This is a genomic window from Methyloceanibacter sp. (assembly GCF_050728395.1).
Classification (GTDB): domain Bacteria; phylum Pseudomonadota; class Alphaproteobacteria; order Rhizobiales; family Methyloligellaceae; genus Methyloceanibacter.
The window spans coordinates 22,697-43,491 of sequence record NZ_JBOHJB010000005.1; the positions used below are offsets into that span (position 1 = coordinate 22,697).

18 protein-coding genes are annotated in these 20,795 nt (G+C 63.6%); 11 read left to right on the forward strand and 7 right to left on the reverse strand.

Features of this window, described 5'->3' with window-relative positions; genetic code table 11:
- Nucleotides 1-87 precede the first annotated feature (87 nt).
- The gene (locus ACREC7_RS01950) at nt 88-864 is read left to right on the forward strand and encodes an SRPBCC family protein (RefSeq protein ID WP_431554002.1); all 777 of its coding nucleotides are present in this window, start codon (nt 88-90) and stop codon (nt 862-864) included.
- A 68-nt stretch (nt 865-932) separates the two neighbouring features.
- Here the strand turns inward: ACREC7_RS01950 and ACREC7_RS01955 are convergent, their stop codons facing one another.
- Nucleotides 933-1,787: a GIY-YIG nuclease family protein gene (locus ACREC7_RS01955; protein ID WP_431554003.1), complete on the reverse strand. Its 855-nt coding sequence runs from the start codon at nt 1,785-1,787 to the stop codon at nt 933-935.
- Nucleotides 1,788-1,972: 185 nt separating this feature from the next.
- Nucleotides 1,973-2,584, reverse strand: coding sequence for a hypothetical protein (locus ACREC7_RS01960; protein WP_431554004.1), 612 nt, complete (start codon nt 2,582-2,584; stop codon nt 1,973-1,975).
- Nucleotides 2,585-3,189: 605 nt separating this feature from the next.
- Here ACREC7_RS01960 and ACREC7_RS01965 point away from each other — a divergent pair.
- The 5 genes from ACREC7_RS01965 to ACREC7_RS01985 all read left to right on the forward strand — a co-directional run bounded on the left by ACREC7_RS01965 (nt 3,190) and on the right by ACREC7_RS01985 (nt 9,613).
- Nucleotides 3,190-4,392 (forward strand): pyridoxal phosphate-dependent aminotransferase, encoded by a 1,203-nt coding sequence (locus ACREC7_RS01965; RefSeq protein ID WP_431554005.1) that lies wholly within the window; start codon nt 3,190-3,192, stop codon nt 4,390-4,392.
- 26 nt (nt 4,393-4,418) lie between these two features.
- Complete coding sequence (locus ACREC7_RS01970; RefSeq protein ID WP_431554006.1) at nt 4,419-4,628, forward strand: TOBE domain-containing protein; 210 nt, start codon at nt 4,419-4,421, stop codon at nt 4,626-4,628.
- Between the two features lie 66 nt (nt 4,629-4,694).
- The gene (locus ACREC7_RS01975) at nt 4,695-5,627 is read left to right on the forward strand and encodes an alpha/beta fold hydrolase (RefSeq protein WP_431554007.1); all 933 of its coding nucleotides are present in this window, start codon (nt 4,695-4,697) and stop codon (nt 5,625-5,627) included.
- Nucleotides 5,624-6,031: a VOC family protein gene (locus ACREC7_RS01980; RefSeq protein ID WP_431554008.1), complete on the forward strand. Its 408-nt coding sequence runs from the start codon at nt 5,624-5,626 to the stop codon at nt 6,029-6,031. The genes ACREC7_RS01975 and ACREC7_RS01980 overlap by 4 nt, the downstream gene beginning before the upstream one ends.
- Nucleotides 6,032-6,160: 129 nt before the next feature.
- Complete coding sequence (locus ACREC7_RS01985; protein WP_431554009.1) at nt 6,161-9,613, forward strand: polysaccharide deacetylase family protein; 3,453 nt, start codon at nt 6,161-6,163, stop codon at nt 9,611-9,613.
- Nucleotides 9,614-9,666: 53 nt separating this feature from the next.
- Here ACREC7_RS01985 and ACREC7_RS01990 read toward each other — a convergent pair whose 3' ends face one another.
- Nucleotides 9,667-9,891 (reverse strand): hypothetical protein, encoded by a 225-nt coding sequence (locus tag ACREC7_RS01990; RefSeq protein WP_431554010.1) that lies wholly within the window; start codon nt 9,889-9,891, stop codon nt 9,667-9,669.
- 562 nt (nt 9,892-10,453) lie between these two features.
- On the opposite strand from ACREC7_RS01990, the gene ACREC7_RS01995 reads away from it, so the two are divergent.
- The 3 genes from ACREC7_RS01995 (at nt 10,454) to ACREC7_RS02005 (ending at nt 14,552) form a co-directional block, all read left to right on the forward strand.
- The gene (locus ACREC7_RS01995) at nt 10,454-12,502 is read left to right on the forward strand and encodes an elongation factor G (RefSeq protein ID WP_431554011.1); all 2,049 of its coding nucleotides are present in this window, start codon (nt 10,454-10,456) and stop codon (nt 12,500-12,502) included.
- A 97-nt stretch (nt 12,503-12,599) separates the two neighbouring features.
- Nucleotides 12,600-13,829 carry an aminotransferase gene (locus tag ACREC7_RS02000; RefSeq protein WP_431554012.1) on the forward strand — a complete coding sequence of 410 codons (1,230 nt, stop codon included), beginning with the start codon at nt 12,600-12,602 and terminating at the stop codon, nt 13,827-13,829.
- A 171-nt stretch (nt 13,830-14,000) separates the two neighbouring features.
- Nucleotides 14,001-14,552 (forward strand): BPSL1445 family SYLF domain-containing lipoprotein, encoded by a 552-nt coding sequence (locus ACREC7_RS02005; RefSeq protein WP_431554013.1) that lies wholly within the window; start codon nt 14,001-14,003, stop codon nt 14,550-14,552.
- Nucleotides 14,553-14,619: 67 nt separating this feature from the next.
- Here ACREC7_RS02005 and ACREC7_RS02010 read toward each other — a convergent pair whose 3' ends face one another.
- A complete protein-coding gene (locus ACREC7_RS02010; RefSeq protein WP_431554014.1) occupies nt 14,620-15,312 on the reverse strand; it encodes a hypothetical protein in 693 nt (230 codons plus the stop codon).
- 214 nt (nt 15,313-15,526) lie between these two features.
- Between ACREC7_RS02010 and ACREC7_RS02015 the strand changes: the two genes are divergently transcribed.
- The gene (locus tag ACREC7_RS02015) at nt 15,527-17,179 is read left to right on the forward strand and encodes a hypothetical protein (RefSeq protein WP_431554015.1); all 1,653 of its coding nucleotides are present in this window, start codon (nt 15,527-15,529) and stop codon (nt 17,177-17,179) included.
- A gap of 50 nt (nt 17,180-17,229) precedes the next feature.
- Nucleotides 17,230-17,868, forward strand: a complete 639-nt coding sequence (mobA, locus tag ACREC7_RS02020; RefSeq protein ID WP_431554016.1) for a molybdenum cofactor guanylyltransferase MobA — start codon at nt 17,230-17,232, stop codon at nt 17,866-17,868.
- A gap of 59 nt (nt 17,869-17,927) precedes the next feature.
- Here the strand turns inward: mobA and ACREC7_RS02025 are convergent, their stop codons facing one another.
- The 3 genes from ACREC7_RS02025 to ACREC7_RS02035 form a co-directional block, all read right to left on the reverse strand.
- On the reverse strand, nt 17,928-18,443 hold the full coding sequence (locus ACREC7_RS02025) for a hypothetical protein (protein WP_431554017.1): 516 nt from the start codon (nt 18,441-18,443) through the stop codon (nt 17,928-17,930).
- 273 nt (nt 18,444-18,716) lie between these two features.
- Entirely contained in the window at nt 18,717-19,679 is a 963-nt protein-coding gene (gene trxB, locus ACREC7_RS02030; protein ID WP_431554018.1) for a thioredoxin-disulfide reductase, read from the reverse strand.
- Between the two features lie 84 nt (nt 19,680-19,763).
- Nucleotides 19,764-20,795: a mitochondrial fission ELM1 family protein gene (locus ACREC7_RS02035; protein ID WP_431554019.1), complete on the reverse strand. Its 1,032-nt coding sequence runs from the start codon at nt 20,793-20,795 to the stop codon at nt 19,764-19,766.

Here is a 20,795-nt window from a genome sequence, read left to right on the forward strand (position 1 = left end):
CTGTCAAAAAGCGAGGCGCTTGGCCTGCTTGCGCACAGGCCGGACGCGCTGGGGCAGCTCGTCTGGGCACAATTGAGGAGAGAAGCGATGCGTCCCATCATGCGGTTGACCCTAGGGCTTTGTGCTCTCGCCGTGATTTTGGCGGGCGTGGCGCTTGCGCTTCCCGGACATGTGACGGTGGCGCGGTCGGTGGTGATAAATGCACCAGAGCCCGTCATTTTCCCCTACCTCGACAATCTGCGTCGCTTCGGCGACTGGTCGCCATGGGCGGCACGCGATCCGCAGCTCACCGTGGCCTATTCCGGTGCGGAGCAAGGCAAGGGTGCCAAGGTTGAATGGACGAGCGACAAGCCGTCCGTCGGCGCCGGCAGCATGGAAATCATCGAGAGCACTCCGAACCGACACGTCGATCTTGCCGTGAGCTTCAACGGCTTGGATGGAACGAGCTACTACGAAATCGTGCCTTCAGGCTCCGGCAGCAAGGTGACGTGGGGCTTCGGTTACGAGTCGGGCACGAGTCCGCTCAAGCGCTGGAAGGGTTTGATGCTCGATCGCTATATCGGGGCCGAATACCGCGATGCTCTCGCCAAGCTGAAGGACAAGATCGAGACTGAACGGAAGCCGCTGGCGCCTCCTCCGCCTCCGACCGCAACGCTCGGCGTGCCTGAGCAACCAGGCGTGGTCCCCGGCGCGCCGCTGCAAGATGGGACTGCTGCCCCGGCGGCTGACGCCGGCGCGGCGCAGCCGCAAGCGGCGCCTGCGGTAACCGACCCAGCTGCGACCCAAGCGGCGACCCCACCACCGGCGGCACAGGCGGCGCCATCGCAGCCCAAGACCCCCGCGAAGCGGCCGAGGCGTCCGTAACAGCTGAGGTCTAGAGCTTTCGCTGGATTTCGGTCGGGCCCGTTTGCTTGCGCACCAGAGTGGCGACACTACTCGCCATGAACCAGTTTCTGGGTGTCTCTCTTGTATTCGAGCAGCTGAGAGACAGCGTCGTAAGCGTGGGATCGGGCAAACACGCTTTTGGCATTTCTCTCGCGCAGATCTGCTAGGCGCTCGGACCAATATGCGATCAACGCTCGACGCATTCCAGGAAGCTTCAAGGCGCTCTCCGCTTCTGCGAAATCCGCCTGAAATTCAACCGTCACAGCCCTCTCTTTGGCACTGGCATACGGTGCATCTTCCACTTCGCCTTTGCGCTTGCCGAACCACAAGATGGTGTTGGGATATTCGAGAATAAGCCGATCCAACACGAGACAATGCCAATATTTTCCCTCTTCAGCGTGCCGCGTGCTAAATGCCACCTCGTGAGAACCGACGTTGAGGGTGAACCAACGGCCTCCAGCGGTTGAAGGCAGAATGCTCAAGCTCCATGCTCCCTGGATGTCGACACATCCAAAAAGACCAGTGAGTTGAAACAGCTTAAACAGAAACATCTTCACATCTTCGTTCTTGAAGATGGCGGCCGTTTTCTGATGACCGACACGTAGCGTGTCGTCCGTCAGTCGTAGTCGTTGCCTTGCCTCGTGTGGTCGAACATCAAAAAGCTCTCGCGTGCCTTCAGCATCGAGAACCTGATGCTCCCTGAAGTGTCGGTGGAGACCTCCTTCAACAAGACGCCAGTCCGTTACGTGCAAGAAGTCGGAAAGCTCCCAGGGCCCATGATCCGCGTAGGCTAGAGTTCCGTTGATCGCCCTGAGTCGTTGGCTAATGGGGTTCTCTGTGCCACCGATTTTGATGTAGTTGCTGTTCGAAGACGTGAGCACATAGACGAACCCTTGGGTCATATTTCCCCCCAACTCCTCGACCTGAACTTCTAGTTTAATCCAAAACTTCTCTGGGTTGTGCGTCGTCACAACCGCTAGGTCTACGACCGAGGCCTTCGATCGCAGCCGTGATAGTGGCAGGAGGCAGAGTGGGCAGATTACTCGACGCCGCTCTTGGGATGCCGGACCAGCAAGATAGGCGAGGTCTACAGCTTTCGCTCGATTTCGGTCGGGCTCGCCCAGTTTCCCTGAATCGCTTCGATCATCAGGTGGAGTGCGCCGGGGATGGAAGAGTCGAGAGGAGAGCAGTCGGCGGATGGGGTGGCGGCCGGTGGCGGCGCGCCTGGCTCCCAGAGCCGGTCATCGCGGTCTTGCTCGGCGAAACCCTCGTCGCCAGCGACCCCAACAGCATCGGCGTCCTCGACGATCATGGCACGGTCGGACACCAAATGCGGATCGCGTGCGTCGATCCCGCCCAGCTTGCGTGCGGTCTCGGAAATTCGCTCGGACGTCTTGGCGTCTTGGTCGCAGTGAATGGCCGCGCTGAGGCCAAGCCGCGGCACCACGGAATTAGCGGCGGGGGTGGATTGATCCCAAGGCCATGGCTTCGGCTGAGGCTCGCCGGCAAGGGCGTGCTTCCAGGCCGCTTGGCGCAGCGACTGGGCGAGGCCGGTCTTCGCTTTTTGGTACAGGCTCTCCTCTCCCGGCAGAAGCCCAAGCGTGGCGACCAAGGCGACCGCCAATCCAATCTTCCAGCCCGGCGTTTGGCGCAGGCGAAGGAAGTGGAGGAGGAACTGTACCGGCCCCCGTTCCGGCATCAGATCCCCCTCCTAATCCGCCGCGGGGAGGTAGAGTCGCGGCGGTGGCAACGCCACCATGCAAGCGCTACCACGCAAAGACTCGCAAGAAGCACCGCGAACAGAGTCGGCCCCCCCTCACGGGTCGCGAGCAGACCCGGCAGGCCGACTTGAAATACGAGGAGAGCGGAGAAGAGAAAAAGTGTCTGGAGGAGCGAGGTCGATAGCGGCACCCGCTTGTTCAAGTGCGGAGCCTGGCGTTGAATGGTCATTGCCTTGGCCTTTGATGATCCTCCGGCACCGAGCAAAGCGAACCATCCTATTGGGGCACATGCTTAACCGGATTGTGGCTATCCACGGCAAACCCGCCCCAACTATGGCGCAATTGAGGACGCGAGAACCTCACCCAATGTGGGGAACCTCACCCTGGTTCTGCAAGTTGGCGGCTCATCGCCATTGGAAAAAATGCCGAGCGGAGCGCGGTGCTGGACGGCGCGGGTCTTTCCCCCGCGCCGTCCTGCGTTTCGGCCTTAAGTCTTGCGCGGAGCGGGGGTCCGCGCTTAGGGTGCGCCGCGGCAGGCAAAGCGCTGTTCGCGGTCCATCACTTTAGCTCCAGGAGAATCAGCATGGGTCTCATCGCCCACGCACTTGAGAGGGTAAAGCCGTCGCCCACCATGGCGATCACCAGCAAGGCGCGCGAGATGAAAGCCGCCGGCTTCGACGTCATTGGCCTTGGCGCGGGCGAGCCCGACTTCGATACCCCTGACAACGTCAAGCAGGCGGCCATCGCTGCAATACAGCGCGGTGAAACCAAATACACGGCGGTCGACGGCATCCCCGAGCTGAAGCGGGCCATCGCTTCAAAGTTCGAGCGGGAGAATGACCTCACCTACAAGCCCGCGGAGATCACTGTGGGCAGCGGCGGCAAGCAGGTGCTCTATAACGCACTGCTTGCCACGCTCAATCCGGGCGACGAGGTGATCGTGCCGTCGCCTTATTGGGTCAGCTACCCCGACATCGTGCTGCTTGCCGGGGCAACGCCGGTGGTGGTTGAGACCAAGCTCGAGGACGGATTTAAGCTCAGCCCACAGGCGCTCGCCGCCGCCATCACGCCGCGAACGAAGTGGTTCATCTTCAACTCGCCGTCGAACCCGACCGGCGCCGCCTATACGCGCGAGGAGATCAAGGCGCTCACCGAATTGTTGCTCAAGCACGAGAATGTCTGGGTGCTTTCCGACGACATCTATGAGCACCTCGTCTATGACGGCTTCGCGTTCTCCACCCCGGCGCAAGTCGAGCCCAAGCTTAAGGGACGGACGCTCACCATGAACGGCGTCTCCAAAGCCTATTCCATGACCGGCTGGCGTATCGGCTATGCCGGAGGGCCAGAGCCGTTGATCAAGGCCATCGCCACGCTGCAATCGCAGTCGACGTCCAATCCCTGCTCGATCAGCCAGTGGGCTTCGGTCGAAGCGCTGGAAGGCCCGCAGGATTTCCTCAAGCGCTGGGTTGCCTCCTTCCAGGATCGCCGCGATCTCGTCGTCTCGATGCTCAACCAAGCAAAGGGGATCAGTTGCCCTACGCCGGAAGGAGCCTTCTACGTCTATCCGTCTTGCGCCGGCGTCATCGGCCGGACATCGCGGGACGGCAAGAAGATCGAGACCGATGAGGATTTTGCCGGCGCGCTGCTTCAGGAGGAGGGCGTCGCCGTGGTGCATGGCGCGGCGTTCGGGCTCTCGCCTTTCTTCCGCATCTCCTATGCGACCGGCATCGAGGCGCTGGAAGAGGCCTGCCGCCGCATCCAGCGCTTTTGCGCCAACGCGACCTAGGCGGAAGATCGGGCATAGGGGCGCAAATGAAGCTCAGCACGGGCAACCAGGTCAACGGCAAGATCATGGAGATCCGCAAAGGAGCGGTGACGGCCATCGTCTATGTCGCCATCGCCGGCGATGCCATGCTCGAAGCAAGCGTCACCATCGCCTCCTTGGAGACCCTTGGTCTGTACGAAGGCAAGAGCGTGATCTTGATGGTGAACCCCGGCGATATCATCATCGGTTGCGAATAGGCTGCCTGCCAGGCCGCTTTGCCTTCGAGCTGCCGCGTCGCATTGCTGCGACAGCGCTGCAAGGGAGTGATCGTCACGACCGGATCGCCGCCGCCGTTACGCATCCTCACGCTTCCCGACGGACGTCGCGTCGCTTGCGCCGAATACGGCGATCCGGGCGGTCTGCCGGTGCTCGCGCTGCACGGGACACCCGGCTCGCGCCTGATGTTTGCGCTGGCCGATAGAGCGGCGCGGGACAGGGGCATCCGTCTGATCGCGCCGGAGCGCCCCGGCTACGGACTGTCGGACTACCGTCACTCCGAGAGTCTCACACAAAGTGCCGAGGACCTAAGCGCCGTGGCCCACGCTTATCGGCTCGGCCGCTTCGCCCTCATCGGCGTCTCCGGCGGCGGACCCTATGCCGTGGCGGCGGCCGCGGCGATGGCGGACCGCATCGCGCTCTTGGCGCTTGTCGCCCCGATCGGCGAAGTGGCGGACACCAAACTCCGTCTCTCCAGATTTCAGAGGCTTCTTTTCAGGCGGCTTGCCCGCAGGCCGTGGGTGTCGCGGCTCTTCTTCCGCAGGCTGCGCTCCGTGCTGTTCAAGTCACCGGACACGGCCTATCGGTGGCTGATACGCCGGGTCCGCGCCCCCGATCGGGAACTGTTGGGGCGATCCAACGTGAAGATAAGTCTGCAGGCGGCCATGGGCGAAGGTCTGCGGCCTGGCGTGGAGGGGGTGGCGCAGGACCTCAGGCTCCATTGCTCGCCCTGGCGTTTGCGGTTTGCCGATATCGATGTCCCGACCATTATTTGGCAAGGCAGCGACGATCCGGTTGTGCCGCCGGAGGCTGCCTATGCTTTGGCGCGCGCGCTCCCCAATTGCCGGTTGGATGTCATCCCGGCCGCCGGACACTATTGGGTGTACTCCCGGTTCGGACTGATCCTCGATGCGGTCGCCGCGGTGCTGCGTGCCGATGCGGCAGCCGGCGGCGCAACGCCCGCGGAGCCGATTGAATGACGCCGGAATTCACCCATTGCGCCCTGCATGTGCGCGACCTCGATCAGTCGATTGCATTTTATGAGAGCTATTGCGGGCTTAGCATCGTCAAGGAGCACGGGCAGGGCGACGCGCGCACCGTGTGGATGGCGCATGGAGACGATGACCGCGCCGGGTTCGTGCTCGTTGTGCTCGGCGGCGGACCCGGCCATGCGCAAGGCAGGGACGACATGACGCATTACGGCTTTGCGGTTCCCTCTCGCGCCGATGTAGATGCCATTGCCGAGCGCGGCCGGCTGGAGGGGCGCCTATTCTGGGAACCACAGGAGTTCCCGCCGCCGACCGGCTATCTTTGCGCAGTCAGTGACCCGAGCGGCTACATCATCGAGTTCTCGTTCGGGCAGCCGCTCGGCCAGAACCGCTAGACCTCAATCGGGGTTCTCGCCGCCAGGGATGCGGCGTTCTGGCGCTGGAACGCGAACGGCCGAAGCGCGTAAATCCGCGTGGCCGGGGGTAAGGATCGAATCGCGCTAACCCTGACGGTGCGGACCCCCATGCTTGGCAAGCCAATCTTCTTCGACCCCACCGGCAAACGCGCGCGCCTATTGCAGGCTTTGGCGTGGGTCGCCGGCACCGTCAGCGCCGTCATCTTCGTGCTGTTTACCGCCATCCTTGTGGTCGTGCCCCGGCCCGAGGACAAAGGCTTCGACCAGCAGCTCTCAGCCCATATCTCGATCCGCTGCGCCTGGGCGCCGACCTGCTCGCCGGCGCATGCGATTGCCGACAGCGACGCCGCCGATCCAGAATTGCTGAAGACCGCCTACAAGCTCGCGTCAGACTTGCGCGAGCGGGAGCGGGGTCTGCGCACGCGCCACCCGCAAGCCGAGGTCGTGGATCGCCACCCTATTCCGGCGCCGCTCAGAGGGTCGAAAGACCGGTCCTTGAGCATCGGCTTCTACGTCAACTGGGACGACAACAGCTATCCGGCGCTCAAACGCGCACTTCCCCATCTCGATTGGGTGATCCCGAGCTGGCTCAGTCTCGAAGGATCCGACCTGGCACTGAAGGCTGATGTCGATGACCGGGTGTTGAAGCTGATCCAGGAGACCAAGCCGGATACGCCGATCCTTCCCATGATCCAGAATGCGGTCGAGGGCAAGTGGGACGGACCAGGCCTCGCGCGGCTGCTCGCCGATCCGTCAGCGCGAGCCGCGCGCATCGACGAGATCGTCGCTTTTCTCGAGGCCAACAAGTTTCAGGGGCTGACCATCGATTTCGAGGAGGTCCCGGCCGACTCGCAGAACGACCTGCAAGACTTTCTCCGCGAATTGTCGAGCGCGTTTGCCGCGCGCGGTCTCGTCATGGTGCTCGCGGTGCCGTTCGATGACGACAGCTGGTCTTACGCCACCTACGCGAAGATTGCCGATTACATGCTGCTGATGGGTTACGATCAGCACTGGGATCAAAGCAAGCCCGGAAGCATCGCCGGCGAAGATTGGTTCGAGAACACTCTCGACAAGCGCATGCTGGAGCTCGATCCCGACCGCACCATCCTTGCCATTGGCGGCTACGGCTACGATTGGGTCAAGGGACACCAGACCGAGGAGCTGACCTTCGAAGAGGCCGTGCTTTCGGCAAAGGATTCCGAAGCAAAGATAGAGTTCGATCCCAAGACGGCAAATCCGCATTTCTCTTTCATCGAGGACGACGGGAACCGTCACGACGTGTGGTTCCTCGATGGAGTGACGGCCTTTAACGAGGTCGAGGCCGGCGACTCCTATCGCATGGCCGGCTACGCGCTGTGGCGGGTCGGCTCGGAGGACCCTTCGGTCTGGTCGGTGCTCGGCCAGACTTACGGCGCGCCGCCTCCAGAGGGGTTGCGCGAGATCGGCACCAGCCAGGACATCGATTTCGAGGGCCGGGGCGAAGTGCTGCATGTGCGCGAAATGCCCGCTCCTGGGGCGCGAACCTTCGACATCGACCACGACACCGGCCAGATCGTCGACGAGACCTACATGGCGGTGCCGACCCCTTTCGTCATTGAGCGAACCGGCACCACGCCGGGCAAGCTGGCGCTCACTTTTGACGACGGTCCTGATCCGGACTGGACGCCCAAGATCCTCGATATCCTGAAGGCGAAGGGCGTCCACGCGAGCTTCTTCGTCATCGGCGAGAACGCGGAAGCCAACCCCGATCTCGTGCGGCGCATCCTCGCCGAGGGCCACGACGTCGGCAATCACACCTTCACCCACCCAAACCTGGGAGAGTTGCCCGACAGCCTCGTGACGCTCGAGATCAACGCCAACCAACGGCTGATCGAGGCGCTGACCGGGCGATCGATGCGGCTATTCCGCGCCCCTTTCCTTGGCGACGCGGAGCCCACCACGAGCGACGAGATCGTGCCGATCGAAATCGCCCAGTCGATGGGCTATGTGACCGTAGGCTTGCAAGTCGACCCGAATGACTGGCTGAGGCCACCGTCCGACACCATCGTCGAGCGCGTGATCGAGCAGGTGAGCGACCCGAACCCCGACAGCAGGGGTCACATCATCTTGCTGCATGATTCCGGCGGCGACCGATCGCAAACCGTCGCGGCGCTGCCGAACCTCATCGATAGTCTCAGGGCCAAGGGCTATGACTTCGTGCCGGTGTCGGAGCTTGCCGGACTTACCGGCGACCAGGCCATGCCGCCGCTGCCGCCGCGCTCTTACGCCCAGCTCATCAGCCTGCCGGTATTCATGACGCTGAGCTGGCTCGGGCAGCTTCTCACAGTGGTGTTCGTCCTCGCCATCGGCCTCGGCGTCGCCCGCCTCCTGTTTCTGAGCGGGGCCGGGCTCGGTAATCGGCGCGCCGAAGCTCGCCGGGTGCCGCCGCTACTCCCGCAACATCCGCCGCTGCAGTCGGTGCTCATCCCGGCGCGTAACGAAGGCAAGGTCATCGCCGGCGCGGTGCGCCACATCCTGGCGAGCGACTATCCGAATTTGGAGGTCATCGTCATCGACGACGGCTCGACCGATGACACCTCCGAGCAGGTCAGGGCGCATTACGCCGAAGACCCCCGCGTCAAGCTGTTCACCATCGCCAATGGCGGCAAGGCGGCGGCGCTCAATTTCGGCCTGAGGCACGCGCGCGGGCAAGTCGTCGTCGCGCTCGACGCCGACACCCATTTCGAGAAGGATGCGGTCTCAAAGCTCGTGCGCTGGTTCGGCGACCCGGCGGTCGGTGCCGTGGCGGGAAACGCCAAGGTCGGCAACCGCATCAACATGATCACGCGCTGGCAGGCGCTTGAATATGTCACCAGTCAGAACCTCGAGCGCCGGGCGCTTGCCGCGCTCGGTTGCGTCACGGTGGTTCCCGGAGCCATTGGCGCCTGGCAATGGGAGGCGCTCGAGCGCTTGGGCGGCTTCCCGCTCGACACGCTTGCCGAGGACCAGGACCTGACGATTGCGCTGCTGACCGCGGGTTACACAGTGCTCTACGACAGCTCTGCCATTGGCTGGACCGAAGCGCCCGACACAGTAAAGGGCCTCGTCAAGCAGCGCTTCCGCTGGGCCTATGGCACGCTGCAATGCCTGTGGAAGTACCGCCGGGTGACGCTCCGGCCGCGCTACGGCGCGCTCGGTCTTCTTGCGGTGCCGCAAACCTGGCTATTCCAGTTCCTGCTCACCGCGATCGCGCCCCTCGTGGACCTGGCGCTGATCTCGCGGCTCATTTCCGTCAGTCTGCAAATGCTGCAACATCAGGATCAATACGATCCGGACTCATTAAGGAAGGTCTTGATCTACTATCTCGTGTTCCTGCTGATCGACCTCGGCAGCGCCACGCTCGCTCTCATGATGGACCGGCGCGAAAAATGGAGGTTGGCGCCGTTGCTGTTGCTACAGCGCTTCGGATACCGGCAGCTCATGTATTGGGTGGTGGTGAAGGCGCTGTTCACCGCGGCGATCGGGCCGCTCGTCGGCTGGGGCAAGCTCGAGCGCAAAGCGACGGTCGGCGCGCAAGCCTAGGTTTTCCGAATAGCCGGATGATGAGGCCGACGTCGCTCGACGTCGTTCGATGGCTAAAGCTTGTCGTAGAGCAGACAGCAACAGTCCTTCAATCCGTCTTGACGCATCTTGCAGGCGAGTTTTTCCTCGGCACCCGCGCAGGGTTGAGGAGTGAAGTCGGCGGCGAGCCCGTTGCTGCAGGTCGCCGTGTAGTGAACGCAGTTGCCGCCCAACAGCTCTGAATCCTTCGGGCAGTGGCAGTTTGGCGGCGTGCCCACCATCCCGTGTTCGCAGCCCATATTGGTTGCCTCAGACGCTGCCTCCGGCGGTTCGCAATAACCACCGGACGCGTTCGGGGCGGCGAGAACTCTGTAGCCGGGAGGACATGAATGCTCGCCCGGCTGAACCGCCTCCTGGGCAGGGACGCCACTTGGGGCCCCCGTCGTGCCTTCGGGTGCTTCCACCGGAGTGTGCGTCTCATCGACACCCGGCGTAGCACTCTTGCCATGTACCGCTCCGCCTTGCGTTGCCTTGCATTGGAACTTTCCATCGAACATTCCGCAGGCGAAAATGGCTGCCGCCCTATCGCCACCGAGAGCCAAAGGCAGAACCCAAACCAGAGCCCCAAGCACGAAGGCGCAAACCAGGCGCATGGAATTCCCCGTTCGATGAAGCCGCTAGCATAATGACACAGGAAAGGGATCGGAACAGCCGGGTGAGGCCGCCTTGAGGACGACTTGAGGCTCGGCGTTCCAAAATCGGCCTCTTGCCAGAGGGCGCATCCCTTGACACGATAGGTTCACAAGACCGCGCGGGACGGTCGTCGGGCCTTCCCGCGGAAAAAGACCATGGGAGGAGAGCATGGGCCAAGCGCAGGGCCAACCAGCCCGCAGCGCCCGCTGCATCGCACTGGTTGGCCCCTATCTCAGCGGTAAAACGACACTTCTCGAAGCCATCCTTGCCCGCACCGGCGCCATCGGCCGGCAGGGCACCATGGCGGCCAAGAACACCGTCGGCGACGCATCGGCAGAGGCCAGGCATCACGGCATGAGCGTCGAGCTCAACGTGGCCACCGTCGATTTCCTCGGCGACAGTTACACCTTCCTCGATTGTCCAGGCTCGATCGAATTTCAGGCCGACGCCGCCAATGCGCTCGCGGCCTGTGACGGCGCCATCGTGGTGTGCGAGCCTGACGAGAAGAAGGTTCCGGCGCTTCAGTTGATCCTCAAGCAGCTCGAGGATCGCGGCATTCCCCACTTCCTGTTCATCAACAAGATCGACAAGGCCGAGGCGCGCATCCGCGACATCGTGCCGATGCTGCAGCCGGCCTCGACCAGGCCGCTCGTTCTGCGCCAGGTGCCGATCTGGGAGAACGACATCGTCACCGGCTTCATCGATCTTGCGCTTGAGCGTGCCTTTGTCTATCGCGAGCATGCGCCGAGCGAAGTCATCACCATTCCGGACGCGCTCGCCGACGGCGAGAAGCAGGCGCGGTTTTCCATGCTGGAGAAGCTCGCCGACTATGACGACGAGTTGATGGAGCAGCTGCTCGAGGATGTGCCCCCGCCGCGCGACAAGGTGTTCGACGACCTTTCCAAGGAGCTGCGCGAGGGGCTCATCTGTCCGGTGCTGATGGGCTCGGCGGAGAATGGCAACGGCATCCTGCGCCTGTTGAAGGCGCTGAGGCATGAAGCCCCTTTTGTCGCAACCACAGCCAAGCGCCTTAAGGTCGAGGGCGCGCCCTCTTGCGCCTATATCCTCAAGACCTTCCACACGGCGCATGGAGGCAAGCTCTCGCTCGCCCGTGTGCTCGCCGGCAATTTCGCTGACGGCACCACGGTGCAGGGCGGCGCCGACGATGAGCGCATCTCCGGGATCTTCACCCTCATGGGCCAGGAGCCGACAAAGCGCGGCGAGGCCAAGGCCGGCGATACCGTCGCCTTCGGCCGCCTCGACAGCGTGAAAACCGGGGACACGCTGGTCGCCGAGAAGGCGAAGCCGGCGAAGCTCGAAACCCTGCCGCCCAGCCAGCCGGTGTTTGGCCTCGCAATCGCCGCCAAGGAGAAGAAAGACGAGGTGAAGCTGACCGCGGCCATCGCCAAGATCATCGAGGAGGATCCCTCGATCTCGCTCACCCACAGCCAGGACATGGGCGAGATGGTGCTATGGGGCCAGGGCGAGATGCATCTTCGCGTGGCGCTCGAGAAGCTCACTAGCAAATACGGCATCGACGCCTCGACCAGGCCGCGGCAGATCCCCTACAAGGAGACCATCCGCAAATCGACCGAGGTGCGCGGCCGTCACAAGAAGCAGTCAGGCGGCCACGGCCAGTTCGGCGACGTGGTGGTGACCATCGGCCCGCGCCCGCGCGGGTCGGGCTTTGAGTTCAGCGACGAGATTACCGGCGGCGTGGTGCCGAAGAACTACATTCCATCCGTCGAGATCGGGGTGCGCGACTACCTCCACTCCGGCCCGCTTGGGTTCAACGTGGTCGATGTCGGCGTTTGCCTCATCGACGGCTCCTATCACTCGGTCGATTCCTCGGACATGGCCTTCCGCCAGGCCGGGCGCATCGCCATGAGCGAAGGCCTGCCGCAATGCTCTCCGGTGCTGCTCGAGCCGGTCATGGCGGTCGAAATTGCCGTGCCCTCCGACGCGACGGCCAAGATCAACGGCATCATCTCGTCGCGGCGTGGGCAGATCCTCGGTTTCGATGCGCGGCCGGGCTGGCCGGGATGGGACCTGGTGCAGGCGCAGATCCCGGAGGCCGAGATCCAGAACCTGATCGTGGAGGTCAGATCGGCGACCGCGGGAGTGGGGACCTTCACCGCCAAATTCGACCATCTCGCCGAGTTGACCGGTAAGATCGCCGACCAGGTGCTGGCAACCCGCGCGGCCAAGGCAGCCTAAACCGGGCTCGGCGGACTTGCCGCCAAGCCTCCAGCCCGCTAGACGATTAGCCGAATATTTGTGCGACGACCATTAGACCTTCGTGAGGGTTCCGAAAATGACGATTTATCCGCAGCTTGACATCCCTGAGACGCTTGCCGCCGGCCCAGGGCCGGGGAACACGGATCCTCGCGTGCTGGAACGCTTCGCCAGGACCGGCGTCGCCGATCACATGCAGAAGGACGTTCTGCGCGGCATGCTCGAAGCCAAGGAGATGTTGCGCGAGCTGTGGGGGACCAAGAACGTCTATACCTACGGCGTCGCCGGCACGGGCTTTTCGGGGCTCGACTGCGTGCTCTCCCTGATCCTGCCCGGCGATAAGGTGGTGGCCTTCCCCAACGGCACCTTCTCGGGCATCGACACGCTGACCATCCGCATGAAGGCCTCGACCGCCGAGGAGCTTGCCGCCGATTCGCTGAACCCGAAGCCGAAAAGCGTGGTGGTGATCGACACGCCACACAGCAAGTCGGTGACCAGCGAAACCGTCGACAAGGCGCTCGCCGAGCACAAGCCAATGTGGGCGTTCATGGCCCATTGGGAGACGGGATCGGGCCGCATCAACGACCTGAAAGGGTTCAGCGACGCCTGCCTCAAGCACGGCGTGATGGGCATCGTCGACGCGGTATCGAGCCTCGGCGTCGCCGACTTCAACATCGACGACTATCCGGGCGTGGTCGCCTGGGCGTCGTGTCCGCAGAAGGGCGTGCTGTCGCTTCCGCTCACTTATGCGCCGGTCAGCTTTACCGACAAGGCGATTGATATGGTGCGGAAGCGCGGCTGCCGCACGTATGTCCACCATCCCATCCTCGACGCCCGCCATTGGGGCATCATCGACGGCAAGGACACCCCGACGCCGGCCTATCACCAGACCCATTCCTGCTATGCGGTGGCAGCGTTCCACGAGGCCTTGCGCATCATTCTCGGCTACGGCCGCCGCCGCAAGGCGTCCGACTACGCCTATCACGAGAAGGCGCTGCGCCAGGCGGTGGAGGCCATGGGCTGCGACGTCACCTCCAATATGACGAGCCTTGTCGTGCTCAATCTGCCGGGCAAGCTCAAGGGCAAGGAGAAGGAGCTGGTGCAGGGCGCGCGCGCCCAGGGCTTCGGCATCTGGCCGACCCTGTCCGAGCCGGTGCAGGTGCGCATCGGCATCCTCAATCAGCTCAGCCCGGAGCAGATCGCCGAGATCACTGGCCGCTTCGCCGACGCCATGCTCGCCATGGGCGCCGAGTTCGACAAGGCCAAGGTGATGAACCAGCTCAAGGCGTACTACGCCAAGGCCGCGTAAAGCGCGCCGACGCAATGCGAAAGGCGGGGAAGCTTTGGCGCCTCGCCTTTTTCTTTGCCTAAAGTCGCCGAATTTGCGGCGCAGGAGTGATTGATGAGATGCGGTCCACTCCTGGTGCCCGGCAGAGTAATATCCCGAGCGCCTGGGAGAGCGGCCAGGGGGAGCTTGAACATGAACGCATTGCGCACCCTAGTCCTGATGTCATTTTCATTGCTCGCGATGGTCGCGGCGCCGCAAACCGTTGAGGCGGGCTCGGCCGTCGAGATCAACGCCGACGCCAATGCGACGCTGGCGAGCTTCGTCGGCCAAAATCCGTCCGCACGCGAGCTTGGCCGGAAGGCTGCGGGCGTTCTGGTGTTTCCCTCAGTGATCAAGGCAGGCCTGGGTCTAGGCGGGGAATATGGAGAAGGGGTTCTTATCATTAGGGGAGAGCCGGCAGGCTACTACAACATTATCTCGGCCTCGTTCGGCTTCCAACTCGGGGTTCAGTCCAGGTCCGTGATCATCATGTTTATGACCGAAGAAGCGCTGGCCGGATTCCGGAACGCCTATGGTTGGAAGGTTGGCGTCGATGGATCGATCGTGGTGGTCACCGTCGGTGCCGGCGGTGCTATCGATACCGACACCCTCACCAGCCCAGTCATCGCCTTCATCTTCGATGCGCAGGGACTGATGTACAATTTGAGCCTCGAGGGCTCGAAGATCAGCCGTATCGAGCGCTGACCCTCGCCGCAAAAAAAGCTCTACGCCGCCGCGCGGTTCGCGCTGCTATCCCTTCATCGGCGATGGCTTATGAGCGCGAGCGGGGGCGGGCTCCACGCTCGTCGTGGGGCACTCCCCCAAGAAAATCGAACGAGTATTCGCGATCAAGGAGATGGACAACCCGCGGGCGCTCGCGCGGAACATCGCTCTCTTTGCAGGCTCGTGCGGGAATCTGGTGCAGATGGACATCATGGGCGGAGTGGCGACGCAGAATCTCCAGTGCCTGCTTTTCTCGCTCGGCATCGCGCGTTCTGACCCACAGCAGTAGGCCGCCGTGCTGCAGATGCTGATCGAGGTGCTTTGCATGCTCGTGTCCGATGAACCGCGCCAAAGCCGCCCCGATCAAGCCGCCGGCGCCGCCTGCAATCGCCGCAGCCGCGAAGACGCCGAGCAGCGTACCGCCGGAGGCTGCAACCGCTAGGCCGCCGAACATGGCCGGGAGATAGACGCCGGCTCCGATGACGGCACCCTCGGCATTGCCGATGGTTTCATTGGGGACATAGCCAATGCGGGGAACTTCGGGATCGTCCTCGAATTCGGCGGTCGACTGATACGGGGACCCGAATTTCGACGCGATCGTATCCTCGTGGGCAAGCACGTTGACGTCTGCGTGGTCGAAACCGACCGCTAGCAGATCGTCAATGGCCGCTTGAAAGGATTCAATATCGTGGAAGACCGCGACCGCTTCCGTCATGATCGAACTGTAGGCCGCTTCTGGCATGGGAGACCTCCCTTCAGCGCAGTTGCGGATTGCGGGAGGGCCCAAGGCGACCGCGGGTTGCGGCGCGCCGGCACCCCGCTCATGCTTTGAATCATAGCACGGAACGGACCTCCTGGCCTCCGCGTTAGCGGAGGAAGCGGTCAACTTTGCATCGTCGTTCTCGGTTGAGGGGCGCCAGACATGCAACGACCGGATCTCCGAGGGGTTTATCTTCGTGTCCGATGCCAGCGACAGTCTCGATCCTATTGAACTCGCTCAAGGAGAAATCTCCCGGTCGAAAGACGTTGTCGCGTCGGCAACCCAGGATCTCGATCAATACGATCGGTGGCTCAAGGACTTTGTCGCCTCGGAGGAGCGGAGTCGCACGCGGCATGCGCGCAGGGTCAAGCGCCAGCAGGCAAAAGAGCGACGGCAGCTCGCGCGCCAACGCTTGGCGCGGTCCGGCAGACGGACTGTCCTCCCGGTTGTCGTCTTCATTCGCTCGGTCTGGTTGTCCTCCCGGAGGGGGCTCGCTCATCTCGGCCACCTGACGTGGAAGAGCGCCGCGTGGATCGCGCTGAGCACCTACGCGCTTTCGGCATTCTCGCTCAAACAGCTCTTAATCGGCATCTCTTGGATTTCGGGCAGGACGCGCGCTGTCGCGCTCGCATCGCTTAGCGCCGTTTCGGCCGGCTCCTTGTGGATCGCCGCCCGAACAAGGGCACTGACGATCGCCTCGTTCAGGCGGTTGGCGATTGGCTATTCCTGGGCGCGCGGGAAGGCGCGCTTTCTAGCGCTCGCATTGTTCAAGGTTGCTTCGACCAGTTCGTCTTGGATCGCGGTGAGAATGCAAGAAGCTGCGCTTGCTTCTTTCAGCGCGCTTTCGCTCGGTTCGCTCTGGCTCGCTGCCAGAGTCCGCTCCCTGGCGACGGTGTCTGCCGGTGCGGCTTCGGCCGGTTTCGCCTGGACCCAGGCCAAATCTCAAGACTTGACCAAGACGTCGCGCAAGGGAGCGGCGGCCGCCGCCTCCTGGGCCGCCGTCAGGTCGACGGCCCTGGCGATCAGAACCCGCGAAGCATCGGCCACTGGTGCCGCTTGGACCGCAGCAAAAGCCCATTCGATTGCGCGCACTTCCTCCGAGTCGGCATTGACTGCCTTTTCTTTGGTGAGGGCCAAAGAAAAGGCGCTTGCGCTCGCATCTCGTGATGCAGCCATGGTCGGTTCTTCTTGGGCCGCCGCAACAACATGCTCGGTTGTGCAGACATCGTCCAAGGCGGCTTCAATGGCCGCGTCTTGGGCGCGCGCCGAGGGCGGTGCCTTGGCGATGGCAACGCGCGATGTGGGGGCGATCGGCGCGGCATGGACGGCCGAAAAGTCCCGCGATCTCGTGCGCGCGTCGCTGAGCGCTGCTTCGACCGGGACGTCCTGGCTGCGCTCGGAGGCGAACGGCCTCGCGCACAAGCTTCATCACGCCGGTACGACGACTTCGCCGTGGCTGCGCGCGAAGGCCGATGCGGCCACAGTGAGGCTCGAAAGGCTGAAGGCTGCCGCGCGAACGGTTGCGCAGCGCCAAGGCGAGCATGTGTCCCTCATGGCGCTGAGGCTGAGCGCGCAGGCCAAGGGCGAACTCGATGCGCTGAGGCGCGCGGCGCGCGCAGGCGAGCTGACCCCACCGGCATGGCGTAAATTCATGGCCACGGGCCTCAAGCTGAGACAGGAGCCAGGCGAGCCGATTGATGGCCGCGCCCAGGCCACTGCGGACCTCGACGGCTTGCAAAATGGCGCGCGGGCTTCGTCAAACGCCTTGATCTGCCTCGAGCCTTGGCGCTGCCGGCTTCCCGTGGTGCAAACAGGCAGCGCCAGTGGCAGGTTCGCCTCGCAAAGCTGAACGCTTCGCGCCACGTGACAGCGTCGGGCCTCGGGCCCTAGAGTCCGGGGATGAAAGCGCGCCATCCTGTGGTCGGCATTGTCTTGGCCGGCGGCAAATCGAGCCGCATGGGCGGCGGCGACAAATGTCTGCTGCCGCTTGCCGGCAGGCCGATTCTCGCCCATGTCGTCGAGCGCCTGAAACCTCAGGTCGCGGAGCTGATCATCAGCGCCAATGGCGATCCGGCACGCTTCTCGGCCTTCGGCTTGCCGGTGGTCGAGGATCGGCTCGGCAACCATGCCGGACCTCTTGCCGGCATTCTTGCCGGACTTGAATGGGCACGCATCAACCGGCCTGAGAGCCGCTTCGTGGTCACCGCCGCGAGCGACACGCCCTTCCTTCCCGCCGATCTCGCCGACCGGCTTTGGTCGGCGATCGGTGAGGGCGGACCGGACCTTGCTGTGGCCCGGTCGGCGGACGGGATGCACCCTGTGTTCGGGCTGTGGGCTGTGGCGCTTGCCCCCGATCTCGAAGCCTCGCTGATGAGTGGCGACCGCAAGGTCAGCGATTTGGTCCGGCAGCATCAGGCAAAAGAGGTGATGTTTCCGGCGATGAAGATCAGGAGCCGGATCATCGATCCCTTCTTCAATGTCAACCGGCCTGACGAGCTTGATGCGGCCGAAGCGTTTCTCCGGACAAGCGCCGTCTGATCCGTGATGTCCGGATTGAACTCGACGCAATGCTTGGATTGACGCTTCGGCCGCTCGCCTCAGATGCGGAACACGGCGCCGGCGACCGACCTCGGGCGCTCACGGACTGCGCCGCCGTCATTGCCTGATTTTACGATCCACTCTCCGCCGGCGGTCCGTCCGGTGATCATGCCGACGTGATGGGACCACACCACGACCGCGCCGACGCGTGGGCCGGTCGGGTGGCCCCAATGCCGCCAATTGGCGGCAAGGTTGAGCTCAGGACCGCCGCCTTTCTGGGTGCGCATCCACCAGCCGCACCAGCGCGCCGGCCGCCCGGCGACGCCGCTCCTTGCGGTGTGCGTGCGATAAGAGCGGCTCGAATGTTGCCGGTGATGGCTTGTGCCATATCCGCTTCGGGCGTGGTGCGCACCGTAACGGCTGCCGCCCTGGTATGCGGAACGGGAAGCTCGGTAGTGGTGGCTGAGCGAATAGTTCGAGCCGGTCCACGCTTGGTAGTACGGCCGCGCCTCACCCTCGGTGGCAAAAGCCGTTACAACAAAAATACTCGCGACGGCGAAAAGAAACGCCTTCATTACACGCCCTCGTGCTGTTTTTTGGGAAGGCGTCATCCTCAAAAATAATGAGGCGAAACAAGGAAATAGCTGGGGCCATATCGAGCCTCGGCCGCCTCATTCCTGACGTGGTTGGACGTGCGCGCAGGTAATGTCATGCCCGCGAACGCGGGCATCCAGTAATCACGGCTCTGCGGATTACTGGATCGCCCGGATCATCAAGCATGTGCTCGGGCTGGCGAAGCCAGACCCGAGTGCCGGGCGATGACAAGGAGGGGATTGGGTGAGCCCCGACTACTCGGCGGCCTGATGCAGCGGCTCGATGACGGCGAGATATTTCTCGGCTTCCAGCGCCGCCATGCAGCCGAGGCCTGCTGCGGTTACCGCCTGGCGATAGACGTCGTCGGCCACGTCACCAGCGGCATAGACACCGGGGATATTGGTCGCGGTCGAGAACGGCGCGGTCTTGATGTAGCCGTTGGGCTTCATCTCGATCTGGTCCTTGAACAGCTCGGTCTGCGGCACATGGCCGATGGCGATGAAGATGCCGTCGATGGGAATGCCGGTCATGTCGCCGGTGAGCGTGCTCCTGAGCCGCGCCCCAGTCACGGTGCGCGGATCCTCGTGGCCCAGCACCTCGGCGAGCTCGGCGTTCCAAATCACGTCGACCTTCGGATTGGCGAACAGACGCTCCTGGAGGATTTTCTCCGCCCGCAAGGCGCCACGCCGGTGCACGAGCGTCACCTGCTTGGCGATGTTAGCGAGGTAAAGGGCCTCCTCCACGGCGGTATTGCCGCCGCCAACCACGAGCACGTTCTTGCCGCGAAAGAAGAAGCCGTCGCAGGTGGCGCAGCCCGAAACGCCATATCCCTTGAAGCGGTCCTCCGAGGGCAGGCCCAACCAGCGAGCTTGCGCGCCCGTGGCAATGATGAGGCTGTCGGCGGTGTACTTGGTACCGCGGTCGCCCTTGAGCCAGAAGGGCCGGCGGTTGAGATCGACCGCGTCGATATGGTCGGCGATAATCTCGGTGCCGACATGCAGCGCCTGCACCCGCATCTGATCCATCAGCCAGGGCCCCTGGATCACGTCGGCGAAGCCCGGATAGTTCTCGACGTCGGTGGTAATGGTCATCTGTCCACCGGGCTGGATGCCTTCGATGATGAGCGGCTTCAGCATGGCGCGGGCGGCGTAGATGCCGGCCGTGTAGCCGGCGGGACCCGAGCCGATGATGATCACCTTGGCGTGTCGCGACGTCATTGGGGTTGCCTTGGGGTGCGAATTGGAGCCAACAGGTAAGCTCAGTGGCCGCTTTTCGCAACCTACGCGCGGCAGGGAGCGACTTTACCCAAGGGTTTCAAGGCCGAGAGCGCGGCGGATGGCGCTTGCCACCACCTCGGTGTCGTTGATCGGGGCGTAGGACCACGATTCGATCTTGCCGGCGAACGGGCGGGTGGCGCCTCGCTCGCGCATTAGCTCGTGGAAGCGGCCGAGCCGTGTCGAGCCGCCCTTGAGGCGCTGCACATAGACCGGCTTGCCGGTGCCCGCCGCCTCGGTGACCATATTAACCGAATCCTCGGTGGTGACGATGGCGTCGGCGGTGGCGAGGAAAGCGAAATAGGGATTTTCTCCGGTGCCGTCCCAGACGAAATGTGGGACCTCGCCAATTGGAGCGACGAGGGCGCGAAGGGCCTCGGGCGAGGTTCGCCGGGACGGCGTGACGAGCAGCGATCCGCCGCTGTCACGCGCGGCTCGTTCGAGCGACGCGCCGAAGGAAGCGGCGAGATCCGGCGGGAAGCTGAAGGCCGCGCTGTCGCCGCCAAGCAGCACCGCGATACGCGGGCGGGGCAGGGGCTCGATCTTCGCGGCGAAACTCTGCGCCGCCTCGGCGAGCCGCTTTGGCGTGACGCTATGCACGGCGCCGAAGGTGTTGATCACGTTGGCGCCGGCATAGCCGTCGTGGAGCGGCGCCGCGATCAGGTCGAAGCGTTGCTTTGGCACTTTGGGGTTCTGGATGTGCAGGCCGAAGACCTTCAGGCCGGAGGCCTTCGCCACGCTTTTGAGCGCCAGCGCGATGGGCACGCTGCGCCGCCCGATGGAAATGATGAGGCGCGGCCAGGGCGGCGCGAGCGGCTCGCTGGAGGTGACGGAGCGGAGCAGGCGGGAAGGCGCCACGTAGATCTGAAGCCGTGCCGGCATGAGACGCATGGCGCCTGTCATCCGCACCCGCTTCAAGCTGTAGGGAAGGCCGACCGCTTCGGCGACCGCGATGCCTTGCGCCTCCATGCCGACCGAGCCATCGGTGACGATCCAAGTGGCGCCGTTTCCCGGCCCAGTCTCGGCATTCCTGGAATTTACGGAATGTTGGAGGCTCAA